The organism is Ensifer sp. EB106-05-01-XG146 (assembly GCF_058791875.1).
Genome location: NZ_JBYTDX010000001.1, coordinates 3239711 through 3253088 on the forward strand (window position 1 = coordinate 3239711; position 13378 = coordinate 3253088).

Here is a 13378-nt window from a genome sequence, read left to right on the forward strand (position 1 = left end):
TTCGGCGGGCGGACCGACTGTCCGCGCCGCGACAGAGTGCCCCTGGGCCCCGCCGCGATTGCGCTTGCGGCGCGAAAGCTGTATTTGCACGGGCCATGACCGACATTTTCACGATCCCGCGCCCTGAGCCCCATGGTGAGACGCATGGCCAGTTTCTGGTGGCCGCGCTCTATCATTTCGCACGCTTCCCGCGTTTCGCCGATTTTCGCGAACCGCTGCAGGCCGTCTGCGACGAAAACGGCGTCAAGGGAACGCTGCTTCTGGCGCATGAAGGCATCAACGGCACGATCGCCGGCACGGATGCCGGCATCGCCGCGGTGCTCTCGTTCCTGCGCGCGCAGCCCGAATTCGGCGCACTGGAGCACAAGGAAAGCCGTGCATCGTCCATGCCGTTCCTGCGCATGAAGGTGCGGTTGAAGAAGGAAATCGTCACCATGGGCGTCGAGGATATCGACCCCAACAAGATCGTCGGCACCTATGTCGATCCGAAGGATTGGAATGCACTGATCTCCGATCCCGAGACGATCGTCATCGATACGCGCAACGACTACGAAACCGCAATCGGCATCTTCAAGGGCGCGGTCGATCCGAACACCAAAACTTTCCGCGAATTTCCCGATTGGGTGCGCAACAACACCGGCCTGCACAACAAGCCGAAGATCGCCATGTACTGCACCGGCGGCATCCGTTGCGAGAAGGCGACCGCCTTCATGAAAGAGCAGGGCTTTGATGAGGTGTACCACCTCAAGGGCGGCATCCTGAAATATCTCGAGGAAGTGCCCCAGGAAGAAAGCCTCTGGGAAGGCGCCTGCTTCGTCTTCGACGATCGCGTCTCCGTCACCCATGGCCTCGAGGAAGGCGAGCACACGCTCTGCCACGCCTGCCGCCAGCCGCTGACCAAGGCGGACTTGGCTTCACCGCACCACGAGGACGGCGTCTCCTGCATCCATTGCCACGAGGTCCGCACCGACGAGGACCGCGAACGCTACCGCCAGCGCCAGCGGCAGATCGAACTTGCCAAGAAGCGCGGCGAGCGCCACCTCGGTAGCTGACATACGCTTGGGCATCCGCCCGTCGCTCGTGCGAGCGGGAAGCACCCCTCATCCGCCTGCCGGCACCTTCTCCCCGCAGCGGGGCGAAGGGACTTGTGGCACCGCCCCAGCCGACATCGCTAACTCCAGCTTGCGGCTGCGACTTGCACGCAGTTCCCCGGGTACCGAGAGCTGCGTTCCGCGGCGCCCCAGCGTGGCACGTCCCCTCGCCCCGCTTGCGGGGAGAGGGTTGGGGTGAGCGGCGGTTTCACTCGCGAACGCAGTCAGCCCGGCAACGCCTCGCATTCCTCAAGTGCCAATGCACTGCGGTCCCATTCATGGCGGCTGCGGGTGAAAATGGCGTTTGTCGGTCGAAATACCGACGGGTCGTCGAGCGTGCCGGCATAGATCGACACACGCGGATCGTCCGGCGGGCCGGAGCCATAAACCTGGCTGCCGCAGGTTTCGCAAAAATAGCGGATCGAAGGATTGCCGTTTTCAGCGCGCGTCTCGTAACCGCGGCCGGTTCCCGACATCGTCACATCGGCCCGCTCGAAGATCATGTAACAGCAATGACCGGTGCCTGTCGTGCGCTGGCAATCGCGGCAATGGCAGAAACCGGAAAAAAGCGGCTCACGGTTCAGCTCATACCGGATTGCACCGCAGAGACATCCGCCTTTCAAGACGCTCATGGTTCGTCCTCCTCGAAGTGCCAGGAGGATAGCCAAGCAAGCCATGCGGTCGAAGAAAAACCGCGCGCCGCAAGTTGCAGCGCGCGGTCCATGTTTCTCTTTACCAGAGACGCTTACCAGCTCGGGATCAGCGCGCCTTTGAAGGTGTCGTTGATGAAGGCCTTCACCTTTTCGTCGTGGTAGGATTCGACCAGGGTCTTCACCCACGGAGCATCCTTGTCGGCCTTGCGCACGGCAATCACGTTGGCGTAGGGCGACTTCTCGCCTTCGATCGCGATCGCGTCCTTTTTCGGGTGCAGGCCGGCTTCCATCGCGTAGTTGGTGTTGATGACGGCGGCATCGACGTCCTGCAGCGAGCGCGGCAACTGGGCAGCGTCAAGCTCGGCAAACGTGATGTTCTTCGGGTTCTCGGTGATGTCGGCCGGCGTGACCTTGAGGCCCACTTCTTCCTTGACCTTGATCAGGCCCTTCGACGCCAGAACCAGCAGCGCGCGGCCGCCATTGGTCGGGTCGTTCGGGATGGCGATCGTGGCGCCGTCCTTGAGCTCGTCGAGGCTCTTCACCTTCTGCGAATAGACGCCCATCGGGGTGGTGATGGTGGTGCCGACGCTGACGATGTCGAAACCACGATCGGCGATCTGGTTGTCGAGATAGGGCTGGTGTTGGAACGAGTTGGCGTTGAGGTCGCCGTCAGCCAGAGCCTGGTTCGGGACGACATAGTCGGAGAATTCGAGGATCTCGATATCGAGGCCCTTGGGAGCTGCGATTTCCTTCACCTTCTCCATGATCTGGGCGTGTTCGCCCGGCGTGACGCCGACCTTGATGGTTTCGGCGAGTGCCGTGCCGGCGGAAAGAGCGGCAATCGCTGCCGCGATGATAAGCTTCTTCATGGTCGTCTCCTTGTTCACGTTCAGTCTTGGGAGGAAATCAGGTCTTGCGGTTTTTCTTGTCGAAACGCCGCGCCAGCCCGTCGCCGGCGCTCTGGACGAGCTGCACCAGCACGATCAGCACGATGACGACGACGAGCATCACGTCGGGCATGAAGCGCTGGTAGCCGTAGCGGATGCCAAGGTCGCCGAGCCCGCCGCCGCCGACGGCACCGACCATCGCCGAATAGCCGATGAGGCTGACGGCGGTCATGGTGAGCGCCAGGGTCAGCGCGGGCCGCGCTTCGGCGAGCAGCACCTTGAAGACGATCTGCATCGGGGTCGCGCCCATGGCGCGCGCCGCCTCGATCAGCCCCTTGTCGATTTCGCGGATCGCCGCTTCCACCAGCCGTGCGACAAAGGGAATGGTGGCAATCGTCAAGGGCACAATCGCAGCCTTCGTACCGATGGAGGTGCCGGTGAGCAGTCGGGTAAACGGAATGATGGCGACGACGAGGATGATGAACGGCGTCGAGCGCGTGGCGTTCACGATCAGCCCGATGAAGCGGTTGAGCGTCGGCGCCGGGAAGAGTTCACCCTTGCCGCTGGTGGCGAGGAAGATGCCGATTGGCCCGCCGATCAGCGAGCCGATCAGGCCGGCGATGGCGACCATATAGATCGTGTCGACGGTGGCCCCGCCGATGCGCAGGAGAATATCAGGCGACATAACCGAGCACCTCCGTGACCAGACCGTTTTCGACAAAGAAGCGTTCGGCGCGGCCGGACGTCTCGGCATCCGCGCCATAGGCGACGACCAGCGAGCCATAGGGCGCGCCGCCGATCTCGTCGATCGTGCCGGCGATGATGTTGACCTCGGCGCCGACAGACTTGATCAGCTGCGAGATCAGCGGCTTCTCGGCCGCAGCCCCGAAGAAGGTGAGCCGCACGACGGCGCGATCGCCGGCCGCGGGTGCAGACTTCAGGGCGCGGGCGACCGCGTCTGGAAGCTTCGACCCCGGCAGCCCCGAGAGCAGCGCCCGCGTCGTCTCGTGCTTCGGATGGGTGAAGACGTCGAAGGTGTGGCCACGCTCGACGATGCGGCCATGATCGATGACGGCGACGTCTGAGGTCACCGCCTTCACCACTTCCATCTCGTGGGTGATGAGCAGCACCGTCAGGCCGAGATCGGCATTGATGCGCTTCAAAAGCTCCAGGATCGACTGGGTCGTTTCCGGATCGAGCGCCGAGGTCGCCTCGTCGGAGAGAAGGAGCTTCGGCTCGGTCGCAAGCGCGCGGGCGATGCCGATGCGCTGCTTCTGGCCGCCCGAAAGTTCGGCCGGATAGCGCCCGTGCTTGTCGGCGAGACCGACGAGATCGAGCAGCGGTCGAACGCGCTGTTCGATCGCGCGCTTGTCCATGCCGGATATTTCGAGCGGCAGCGCGACGTTTCCGAACACAGTGCGCGAGGACAGCAGGTTGAAGTGCTGGAAGATCATGCCGACGGAGCGGCGAAGGCTGCGCAGCGCCGCCTCGTCGAGCCCGCCGACATCGACGCCGTCAACCAGCACCTTGCCGCCCGTCGGCTTTTCGAGCCCGTTGACCAGTCGGATCAGCGTCGACTTGCCAGCGCCGGAGCGGCCGATGATGCCGGTGATCGAACCACGGTCGACGGTCAGCGAGACCTTGTCGAGCGCAGTGAAGGCGCCGCTGGTGCCGGACGCGGGGAAATGCTTGGAAACGCCGTCGAAGACGACGGCCGCGTCAGCCGATGGCGCGGCGTTTTGGGCGGAAACGCTCATCGTTCGGAATTCCCCGAATGAGGCGCAGTCGGAATGTGCGGGTACATAAGTGCTCTCGGATGTTCAAAACTCATGATCCCGGGCCTGGCCGGGATGGAACGCGCGTCTGGTCAGGCCGACATTCGACAACGCATTCGGAACAGGGAGCACTTCTCTAACATCAAGCAACCAGTCAGTTCAACTTTGCTGCCGCATGGCCCGCATGCGACATAATCTACGGCTCTTATGGAGAATTGCCATGCCCTTTCACAGGCATGATTTTTCCGAATTTGCCAAGCAACGGCAAAACCATGCTCTTTTGCTTCGCAACGCGCCGTCATCCCGCAAATCGCCATCTTGGAAATCCTTGTTCGGGCGGACTGTGTCCGACCGCATTTCATGCTAACGGGCAGGAACAGGAATATGAGGTGAGAAATGCGCATCGTCTTGACCGGAAGTTCCGGCCGCATCGGCAGAGCGATCTACAACGCGCTCGCCGCCGCCGACCATGACGTCATCGGCATCGATCGCGCGCCCTTCGGCACGACGGCCATCGTCGGCGATCTCGTCGATGGCGAACTGCTGGAGCGCGCGATGGAAGGGGCGGACGCCGTCATCCATACGGCGGCCCTGCACGCGCCACATGTAGACGCCGTCGCCGACCAGGAGTTCGAGCGCGTCAATGTGATGGGCACCCATCTGGTGATTGCCGCAGCCCAGGCCGCCGGCGTCGGCCGCATCGTCTTTACCAGCACGACGGCACTTTATGGTCATGCGGTCACGGAAGGCGGCTGCGCCTGGATCACCGAGGAGACGCCGCCGAAGCCGCACACCATCTACCACCACACCAAGCTTGCGGCCGAAGCTCTGCTCGAAAACGCGGCGGATCGTGCTTTGCATGTGCGGGTGCTGCGCATGTCGCGCTGTTTCCCGGAGGTCGCCGATCGTATCGCAAGCTACCGCCTGCACCGCGGCATCGATGCGCGCGACGTGGCTGCCGCGCATGTGGCAGCACTCGACAATGGCGGCCCGGCTTTTCAGCGCTACATCATCTCGGGCGAAACGCCGTTCCTTCCAACGGATTGCCGCCGGCTGGCGGAGGATGCCGCAGGGCTCCTGCGTGAGCGTGCGCCAAAACTGTCGCAGGCCTTTGCCGATCGCGACTGGCCGCTGCCCGCGACCATCGACCGGGTGTATGACCCGAGTGCTGCGATCGAAAAGCTCGACTGGAAGCCGCGCTACGGTTTCAAGGAAGTGCTGGCCCAGCTCGACCGGCAGAGCCTGGAAGTCCTGCCGGTCCGGCGGTGAATTGACCGAGCCGCACGGAAGCGTTGCGGGCGGGTGAGCCCGCCCGCTTGAGCGTCAGATGTGGTTGCCCTTCGGGAACTGTTCGGCCAGAGCCTGGTACCACTCACCGCTCTTCTTGATGGTGCGGACCTGGGTGTCGTAGTCGACATGGACGATGCCGAAACGCATCTTGTAACCTTCGGCCCATTCGAAATTGTCCATCAGGCTCCAGGCGAAATAGCCGCGCATCGGATAACCCTCGGCGATTAGATCCGCCGTCACCGACAAGTGGTCGGCGATATAGTCGAGCCGCGGCTGGTCGTCGACAATGCCGTTCTCGACACCCATGTTGTAGCAGGCGCCGTTCTCGGTGATGTAGCAGTCGGGCAGCTGGTAGGTCGCGTTCAGCGTCTTGACCAGACTGCCGAGCGCCGGAGCGTAAACCTCCCAACCGATATCCGTCTTTGTCTGGCTCACCGGCTTGGCATTGATGGTTGCCGGATATTCTGCGCCCTTGGCCGGATCGGCACTGACCCGCATCGGCGTGTAGTAGTTGAGCCCCCACCAGTCGAGCGGCCGGGAGATCGTCTCCATGTCGCCGTCTTCGATCGCGGGCATGCGATGGCCGAGCGCACTCATGAAGCTTTCGGGGTACTCCCCCTTGAAGATCGGGCCGAAGAAGACGCCATTGTGGAAGTCGAAGGCGCGATCGGCGGCTTTCCTGTCGGCCGCGCTGTCGCTGCCCGGGTAGACCGAATGCGCATTGATGACGATGCCCGTAGGCAAGTTCGGCCGCTCGGAGCGGATGGCGTCGACGCCGAGCCCGTGCGCCAGATTGGTAAAGTGCAGCGCATGCAGGGCTGCGTCCATGTTGCGCTCGCCCGGCGCATGGATGCCATAGAGGTGGCTAAGCCACACCGAGCACCAGGGCTCGTTGAAGGTCGCGACCGCGTCGAGCCGGTCGCCGAGGCGGGCGATCACGGTCTTGGCGTAGCGCTGGAAGGCATAGGCCGTCGTGCGGGCCGTCCAGCCGCCATCGCCCATCAGCGCCAGCGGCAGGTCCCAATGGTAAAGCGTGGCGAAGGCCTTGATGTTACGCGCCTTCAGGCCGTCGACGAGGCGGTCGTAGAAATCGAGACCTTTTTCGTTGATCGGGCCGGTGCCTTCAGGAATGATCCGCGGCCAGGCAACGGAAAACCGATAGGCATCGACGCCGAGGCTTTTGATCAGGTCCAGATCCTCGTCGAGCCTATTGTAGTGATCGCAGGCGACATCGCCGTTGTGACGCCCGAAGACACGGCCCGGCATGTTCGAAAAGGCATCCCAGATCGACGGCTTGCGCCCGTCAGCTTTGGTCGCGCCTTCGATCTGGAAGGAGGCGGTCGCCACCCCGAATACGAAATCGCCCGGGAAGCGCTCTGCCAGGATCTTGGGATCGGTCATCTCTTTGTCTCGTCTCGTTCCGGCCCCGCTGCCAGCGGGACCTTGGTTTTCGGTTTGTAGCGGGCCGACCTAAATCCATGCCGGCAAATGTCAACTCGCGAAAAAGGGCGGGAAAGCCCCGCCCTTCCGCCGGTATTGGCCTGCGGCTATACCTTTACCCACGCCCCATTTCGTTTGGATGACTGTACGCAGGCGTCGACGAAGACCATGCCCTTCATGCCATCGTCGATGGTCGGGTAAGTGACGGCCGGATCGATCTTCTCGCCCTTGCGCTTGGCAAAGATGGCGCGCGCCGCCTCCGCGTAGATGTTGGCGAAGCCTTCCAGGTAACCTTCCGGATGGCCCGACGGAATACGGCTGACGCGGTTTGCGGCCGCACCCGCCCCGGCGCCGGCGCGAGTGAGCAGGCGCTTCGGCTCACCGAACGGCGTGTACCAGAGATAGTTCGGGTCCTTCTGCGTCCATTCAAGCCCGCCCTTGGTGCCGTAGACGCGCACCATCAGGCCGTTCTCGTGGCCGGGCGCCACCTGGCTGCACCAGAGCAGCCCCTTGGCGCGCTCGCCGTCCTTCGCCTTGAAGCGCATCATCACATGGGCATTGTCGTCGAGCTGGCGGCCGCCAACGAAGCTGTCGAGATCGGCAGCGAGTTCTTCGAGTTCGAGGCCGGAGACGAAGGCGCCGAGATTATAGGCGTGCGTGCCGATATCACCCGTCGAGCCGCCGGCACCCGAGCGCGCCGGATCGGTGCGCCAGGCCGCCTGCTTCTGGCCCGACTGCTCGATGTTTTCGGTGAGCCAGTCCTGCGGGTACTCCATCTGCACCAGCCGCACCGCACCGATCTCGCCATTGGCGACCATCTCGCGCGCCTGCCGTACCATCGGATAGCCGGTGTAATTGTGCGTCAGCACGAACAGCGCATCGCTCTCGTCCGCCGCTTTCTTCAGCTTCTTCGCGTCGCCAAGCGTCGAAGTCAGCGGCTTGTCGCAGATCACGTGGATGCCGCGCTTCAGGAATTCCTTGGCCGCAGCGTAGTGCACATGGTTTGGCGTGACGATCGCCACCGCCTCGATGCCATCCTTCAGCTTCGCCTCGCGGATCGCCATCTGCTTGAAGTCGGAATAGACCCGCGACGGATCGAGCCCGAGCTCTCGGCCTGAGCTTTCCGCCTTTTCCGGCGTCGACGACAGCGCGCCGGCCACCAGCTCATAGTGATCGTCGAGACGGGCTGCGATGCGATGCACCGCGCCGATGAATGCGCCGGAGCCGCCGCCCACCATGCCGAGCCGGATGCGACGCTCGCGCTTCTCGCTCGTTCCTTCGATTGCCATGATCTTCTCCCCTGTTCGTTCCGTGTTGTTTGCTCGTTTCCTGGCGCAACGGATGCCCCTCATCCGCCCGCCGGCGCCTTCTCCCCGCACGCGGGGAGAAGGGCTCATGCCGCACCCGCTTGCGAAACCGCAGCAACAGCAGCCACGATAGCCCGTGGTCAGCGGCAATCCACGTCCCCTCTCCCCGCCTGCGGGAAGAGGGCTAATCCTCGGGTTAACCCGAGGAGAGCGGGCAGTCGCACCCTCAGGTCCTACCTGCCTCAGATACCGAGCATGCGCCGGTTGGCCGCCTCGTCCGTGCCAGCCCCGGCAAAGTCGTCGAACGCCTTCTCGGTCACGCGGATGATGTGATGCTTGACGAAATCGGCACCCTCGCGTGCCCCATCCTCCGGATGTTTCAGCGCGCATTCCCACTCGACCACCGCCCAGCCGGCGAAATCGTTGGCGGCCATCTTCGAGAACACCGCACCGAAATCCACCTGGCCGTCGCCGGGCGAGCGGAAGCGGCCGGCGCGGTTGACCCAACCCTGGTAGCCGCCGTAGACGCCCTGGCGCCCGGTCGGGTTGAACTCCGCGTCCTTGACGTGGAACATGCGGATGCGGTCCTTGTAGATGTCGATATTGTCGAGATAGTCGAGGCACTGCAGCACGTAGTGCGAAGGGTCGTAGAGCATGCAGGCGCGGGCATGGTTGCCGGTGCGCTCCAGGAACATCTCGTAGGTGATGCCGTCGTGCAGATCCTCGCCCGGATGGATCTCGTAGCAGACGTCGACGCCACAATCCTCGGCATGGTCGAGGATCGGCTTCCAGCGCTTCGCCAGTTCATCGAAGGCGGTCTCGACGAGACCGGCCGGCCGCTGCGGCCAGGGATAGACGAAAGGCCAGGCGAGCGCGCCGGAGAAGCTTGCCATGGCGTTGAGGCCGAGGTTCTTCGAGGCCGTCAGCGCCAGCTTCACCTGTTCCACCGCCCAGGCCTGGCGTGCTTTGGGATTGCCGCGCACCTCGGGTGCTGCAAACCCCTCGAAGGCTTCATCATAGGCCGGATGCACGGCGACGAGCTGACCCTGCAGATGGGTCGAAAGCTCGGTTACCTCGACGCCATTGTCGCGCGCCGTGCCGGCGAACTCGTCGCAATAGGCTTTCGAGGTCGCCGCCTTTTTCAGATCGATCAGCCGCGCGTCCCAGCTCGGCACCTGCACGCCCTTGTAGCCGCAATCGGCCGCCCATTTGGTGATCGCATCCCAGGAATTGAACGGCGCGGCATCGCCGGCGAATTGCGCAAGAAAGAGCCCTGGCCCCTTGATGGTCTTCATGCTGATTTTCCTCCCGATGGAACGGCCGAAATTGGTGTTGGCCTTGTCCTGACAGCCGGCATGAAAGGCGATTGCACGCCTTTGTTTTCTCCCAGAACTGCCGGATCTGAAACGTTGCAGGCGCCGAAGCTAGCAGATTTTCAGCGAGGGGCAACAGCGCACGACCGGATTCCGAAAAGTTTTGTAATCGATTTCATTGCACACGGCATTAGACCAGCCACGGCACGCCCTCGCTGCAGAAATCCGCGACATCAACGATCGCCTCCCGTGCGCGTCGACGAAGAGAAAGGGCGCTTTCGAGGCGCCCTTTCGATATCCATCTCCGCTCAGACGTAGCGGTTGACGACGTTTTCGAGCAGCTCCTGCTTGCCGGACTTCGGCTGCGGGTTGAGGTCCGACTTCAGCACCCAGGCCTCGATCTCTTCCAGCGCGAAGCCGCCGTCGAGCATCTTCTTGGCTTCCGGCACCTGCCAGCCGGCATAGCGGCCTTCGAGCGGTGCGGAGAGCGCCTTGTCCTCGATCATTTTTGCCGCTGCCTTCAGGCCACGCGCGCAACAATCCATGCCGCCGATATGGCCGATCAGCAGGTCCTCCGGATCGATCGACTGGCGACGCAGCTTGGCGTCGAAGTTCGTGCCGCCGGTCGCAAAGCCGCCACCTGAAAGAACCTGGTAATAGGCGAGCGCCATTTCCGGCACGTTGTTCGGGAACTGGTCGGTATCCCAGCCGGACTGGTAGTCGTTGCGGTTCATGTCGATCGAGCCGAAGATGCCGAGCGCGTTGGCAAGCGCCAGCTCGTGCTCGAAGGAGTGGCCGGCGAGGATCGCATGGCCCTGCTCGATATTGACCTTCACCTCGTTTTCCAGGCCGTAGTTCTTCAGGAAGCCGTAGACCGTCGCGACGTCGTAGTCGTACTGGTGCTTGGTCGGTTCCTGTGGCTTCGGCTCGATCAGGATCGCGCCCTTGAAGCCGATCTTGTGCTTGTATTCGACGACGAGGTTGACGAAACGGCCGAGCTGGTCGAGCTCGCGCTTCATGTCGGTGTTGAGCAGCGTCTCGTAGCCTTCACGACCGCCCCAGAGCACGTAGTTCTGGCCACCGAGGCGCTTGGTGGCGTCAAGGCAGGTTTTCACCGTCGCGGCTGCGAACGCGAAGACATCCGGATCCGGATTGGTCGCCGCACCCGACATGTAGCGCCGGTTGGAGAAGAGGTTCGCCGTGCCCCAGAGCAGGTTGACGCCGGTCTCGGCCTGCTTCTTTTCGAAGTAGTCGACAATCTCGTTGAGGTTCTTCGTGTTCTCGACGAAGCTTTTGCCTTCCGGGCGCACGTCGGCATCGTGGAAGCAATAGAACGGGACGCCGAGCAGGTCGAAGAATTCGAAGGCGACGTCGGCCTTCAGCTTGGCCGCAGCCATGTCATCCTTGAACCAGGGACGTTCGAAGGTCTGTCCGCCGAAGGGGTCGCCGCCCGGCCAGACGAAGGTGTGCCAGTAGGCAACCGCGAAGCGCAGGTGATCTTCCATGCGCTTGCCGAGCACGACCTCGTCCTTGTTGTAATGGCGGAAGGCGAGCGGGTTGGCGCTATCCGGTCCTTCATATTTTATCTTGGCGATATCGCCGAAAAAGCCAGTGCTCACGGGTCTTGCTCCTCTTTCAAGAGTGGTGTCGGCCGGCGTCGCGCATGCGATAGGCGCGGCCATTACGTGGAAGGTAATTGGTTTCATTCCCTCGTCCGGCGATACCGGAAGCATCGAAACGCCAAACGAAAGGAACACTTCGATGCACGACTTCAACGCCATCGCCAGAGCCTACATCGCCGCCTGGAACACGACCGACGCCGCAAGCCGCGCCGGCCAGATCGAGAAGGCCTTCACCGCCGACGTCGCCTATCGCGACCCGATCATGCAGGGCGACGGCCATGCCGGCGTGGATGCGCTCATTGCCGGCGTGCACGGACAGTTTCCCGGCTTCCGCTTCACGCTGAAGGGTGCCGCCGACGGTTACGCCGACACGATCCGCTTTTCCTGGGCACTCGGTCCGGACGGCGTTCCCTCTGTCATCGAAGGCACCGATGTCTGCCAGATCGAAGATGGTCGCCTGAAGACGGTCACCGGTTTCCTCGACAAGGTTCCGGCCCGCTGAGCACGCGGCGGCGGATCGAGACAGGGGGCGCCGTATCACGACACGGCGCCCTTGATCGCCGGATAGAGCCGACGGTAGCGCTGGTAGCTCGCCTCATAGGCCGAAACCAGCGACGCCTCCGGCGCAATGTTCTCGGCCGTCTGTGGGGCGTAGCAGCTGACAACGGGATCGGCACCGGTCGCGGCGATGAGGCCGAGGCGGGCCGCCCCGAAGGCAGCGCCGAAATCGCCGTCGGCGGGCAGGTCGACCGGCAGGTTGAGCGCCGTGGCGATCGATTTGAGCCAGTAGCGCGAGCGCGAACCACCACCGATCGCCGTCACCCGAGAAAGCGTCGTGCCGGCGGCGCGCAAGGCTTCCAGGCTGTCGCGAATGGCGAAGGACACGCCCTCCATCACCGCCTGGGTCAGCACCACCCGGCCGCTCTCATGGCCAAGCCCGACAAAGGCGCCACGGATCGCCGCGTCATTGTGCGGCGTGCGCTCGCCCGACAGATAGGGAAGGAACGTGACGCCCGAAGGCGCCTTCAGATGATCGCCGAGTTCGGCGCTCAGGTCGGCAGCACTGCGGCCGGCGATGCCGGAGTACCAGTTCAACGCATCGGTCGCAGACAGGATCACGCCCATCTGGTGCCAGGTATTCGGCAGCGCGTGGCAGAAGGCATGCACGGCGCTTTCCGGGTTGGGTAAGTAGCTTGCATTCGCCGCGAAGAGAACACCCGAGGTACCGAGCGAGACGAAGGCATTGCCCTCGCCGACCGTGCCCATGCCACAGGCAGAAGCCGCATTGTCGCCTGCACCGCCGGCAACCACGACGTCACCGGAAATGCCCCAGCGCGCGGCCAGTTCCGAACGCAGCTTCCCGGCCGCATCGGTTCCCTCGACCAGGCTCGGCATCTGCTTTTCGTCCATGTCGGTGGCGGCAAGCAGGCTTTCCGACCACTGCCGCTTGCCGGTATCGAGCCAGGCAGTGCCGGCGCTGTCGGACATTTCCGACATGTGCTCGCCGGTCAGCCACAGGCGCAGATAATCCTTCGGCAGCAGCACCCAGCGCACCTTGGCGAAGATGTCGGGCTCGTTGGCCCGCACCCAGGCAAGCTTCGGTGCGGTGAAGCCGGGGAAGACGATGTTGCCGGTGATGGCGCGGAACTGCGGGTCCGCATCGAGCGCTGCCGCCTCTCGGAAGCTGCGGGTGTCGTTCCAGAGGATGCAGGGCCGAAGCACCCGGTCGTCGGCATCAAGCAGCGTCGCACCGTGCATCTGGCCGGAAAGGCCGATACCGCGCACCGCCGAAAGCTCCGCCGGGTGTGCCGCCTTCAGCCCGGCAATTGCCTCTTCGGTGGCGCGCACCCAATCGGCCGGGTCCTGTTCCGACCAGCCGGGATGCGGCCGCGAGACGTCGAGCGCGCCGGAGGCGGAACCGACGATGCGCTGGCCGCCATCGATCAACATTGCCTTGACGCCCGAAGTCCCGAGATCCAGTCCGAGATACATGCTTGCCT

General features: G+C 63.5%; 12 protein-coding genes. 3 read left to right on the plus strand and 9 right to left on the minus strand.

Translation table 11 applies throughout. The annotated features are described in order from the left end of the window. Window positions 1–95: 95 nt before the first annotated feature. A complete protein-coding gene (trhO, locus tag AC3WVQ_RS16135) occupies window positions 96–1052 on the plus strand; it encodes an oxygen-dependent tRNA uridine(34) hydroxylase TrhO (RefSeq protein ID WP_110819343.1) in 957 nt (318 codons plus the stop codon). Window positions 1053–1315: 263 nt separating this feature from the next. Here the strand turns inward: trhO and AC3WVQ_RS16140 are convergent, their stop codons facing one another. The 4 genes from AC3WVQ_RS16140 to AC3WVQ_RS16155 form a co-directional block, all read right to left on the minus strand. Further along, window positions 1316–1723, minus strand: a complete 408-nt coding sequence (locus tag AC3WVQ_RS16140; RefSeq protein WP_244546796.1) for a GFA family protein — start codon at window positions 1721–1723, stop codon at window positions 1316–1318. 113 nt (window positions 1724–1836) lie between these two features. Next, window positions 1837–2613: a MetQ/NlpA family ABC transporter substrate-binding protein gene (locus AC3WVQ_RS16145; RefSeq protein ID WP_034786995.1), complete on the minus strand. Its 777-nt coding sequence runs from the start codon at window positions 2611–2613 to the stop codon at window positions 1837–1839. Between the two features lie 37 nt (window positions 2614–2650). Next, complete coding sequence (locus AC3WVQ_RS16150; protein WP_060604648.1) at window positions 2651–3316, minus strand: methionine ABC transporter permease; 666 nt, start codon at window positions 3314–3316, stop codon at window positions 2651–2653. Further along, window positions 3306–4388: a methionine ABC transporter ATP-binding protein gene (locus AC3WVQ_RS16155; protein WP_089044929.1), complete on the minus strand. Its 1083-nt coding sequence runs from the start codon at window positions 4386–4388 to the stop codon at window positions 3306–3308. The genes AC3WVQ_RS16150 and AC3WVQ_RS16155 overlap by 11 nt, the downstream gene beginning before the upstream one ends. Window positions 4389–4802: 414 nt before the next feature. Here AC3WVQ_RS16155 and AC3WVQ_RS16160 point away from each other — a divergent pair, with 414 nt between their 5' ends. After that, window positions 4803–5675 carry an NAD-dependent epimerase/dehydratase family protein gene (locus tag AC3WVQ_RS16160; protein ID WP_090297985.1) on the plus strand — a complete coding sequence of 291 codons (873 nt, stop codon included), beginning with the start codon at window positions 4803–4805 and terminating at the stop codon, window positions 5673–5675. 54 nt (window positions 5676–5729) lie between these two features. Here the strand turns inward: AC3WVQ_RS16160 and AC3WVQ_RS16165 are convergent, their stop codons facing one another. The 4 genes from AC3WVQ_RS16165 to xylA all read right to left on the minus strand — a co-directional run bounded on the left by AC3WVQ_RS16165 (window position 5730) and on the right by xylA (window position 11375). After that, window positions 5730–7097 carry a GH1 family beta-glucosidase gene (locus AC3WVQ_RS16165; RefSeq protein WP_034787007.1) on the minus strand — a complete coding sequence of 456 codons (1368 nt, stop codon included), beginning with the start codon at window positions 7095–7097 and terminating at the stop codon, window positions 5730–5732. A 146-nt stretch (window positions 7098–7243) separates the two neighbouring features. Then, window positions 7244–8425, minus strand: a complete 1182-nt coding sequence (locus AC3WVQ_RS16170; RefSeq protein WP_090297988.1) for a Gfo/Idh/MocA family protein — start codon at window positions 8423–8425, stop codon at window positions 7244–7246. A 260-nt stretch (window positions 8426–8685) separates the two neighbouring features. After that, entirely contained in the window at window positions 8686–9738 is a 1053-nt protein-coding gene (locus AC3WVQ_RS16175) for a sugar phosphate isomerase/epimerase family protein (protein WP_034787015.1), read from the minus strand. Between the two features lie 326 nt (window positions 9739–10064). Next, window positions 10065–11375, minus strand: a complete 1311-nt coding sequence (gene xylA / locus AC3WVQ_RS16180) for a xylose isomerase (protein ID WP_110819341.1) — start codon at window positions 11373–11375, stop codon at window positions 10065–10067. Between the two features lie 142 nt (window positions 11376–11517). Here xylA and AC3WVQ_RS16185 point away from each other — a divergent pair, with 142 nt between their 5' ends. Next, window positions 11518–11880: a nuclear transport factor 2 family protein gene (locus AC3WVQ_RS16185; protein WP_090298098.1), complete on the plus strand. Its 363-nt coding sequence runs from the start codon at window positions 11518–11520 to the stop codon at window positions 11878–11880. Window positions 11881–11915: 35 nt separating this feature from the next. Here the strand turns inward: AC3WVQ_RS16185 and xylB are convergent, their stop codons facing one another. Next, entirely contained in the window at window positions 11916–13370 is a 1455-nt protein-coding gene (xylB, locus tag AC3WVQ_RS16190) for a xylulokinase (protein ID WP_110819340.1), read from the minus strand. Between the last annotated feature and the right edge of the window lie 8 nt (window positions 13371–13378).

Excerpts from the sequence above, each read along its gene's own strand:
- AC3WVQ_RS16175 (WP_034787015.1), bottom strand. The coding sequence starts at position 9,738 with ATGAAGACCATCAAGGGGCCAGGGCTCTTTCTTGCGCAATTCGCCGGC.
- AC3WVQ_RS16170 (WP_090297988.1), bottom strand. The coding sequence starts at position 8,425 with ATGGCAATCGAAGGAACGAGCGAGAAGCGCGAGCGTCGCATCCGGCTC.
- AC3WVQ_RS16160 (WP_090297985.1), top strand. The coding sequence starts at position 4,803 with ATGCGCATCGTCTTGACCGGAAGTTCCGGCCGCATCGGCAGAGCGATC.
- AC3WVQ_RS16155 (WP_089044929.1), bottom strand. The coding sequence starts at position 4,388 with ATGAGCGTTTCCGCCCAAAACGCCGCGCCATCGGCTGACGCGGCCGTC.
- xylB (WP_110819340.1), bottom strand. The coding sequence starts at position 13,370 with ATGTATCTCGGACTGGATCTCGGGACTTCGGGCGTCAAGGCAATGTTG.
- AC3WVQ_RS16150 (WP_060604648.1), bottom strand. The coding sequence starts at position 3,316 with ATGTCGCCTGATATTCTCCTGCGCATCGGCGGGGCCACCGTCGACACG.
- AC3WVQ_RS16165 (WP_034787007.1), bottom strand. The coding sequence starts at position 7,097 with ATGACCGATCCCAAGATCCTGGCAGAGCGCTTCCCGGGCGATTTCGTA.
- AC3WVQ_RS16185 (WP_090298098.1), top strand. The coding sequence starts at position 11,518 with ATGCACGACTTCAACGCCATCGCCAGAGCCTACATCGCCGCCTGGAAC.
- AC3WVQ_RS16145 (WP_034786995.1), bottom strand. The coding sequence starts at position 2,613 with ATGAAGAAGCTTATCATCGCGGCAGCGATTGCCGCTCTTTCCGCCGGC.
- trhO (WP_110819343.1), top strand. The coding sequence starts at position 96 with ATGACCGACATTTTCACGATCCCGCGCCCTGAGCCCCATGGTGAGACG.
- AC3WVQ_RS16140 (WP_244546796.1), bottom strand. The coding sequence starts at position 1,723 with ATGAGCGTCTTGAAAGGCGGATGTCTCTGCGGTGCAATCCGGTATGAG.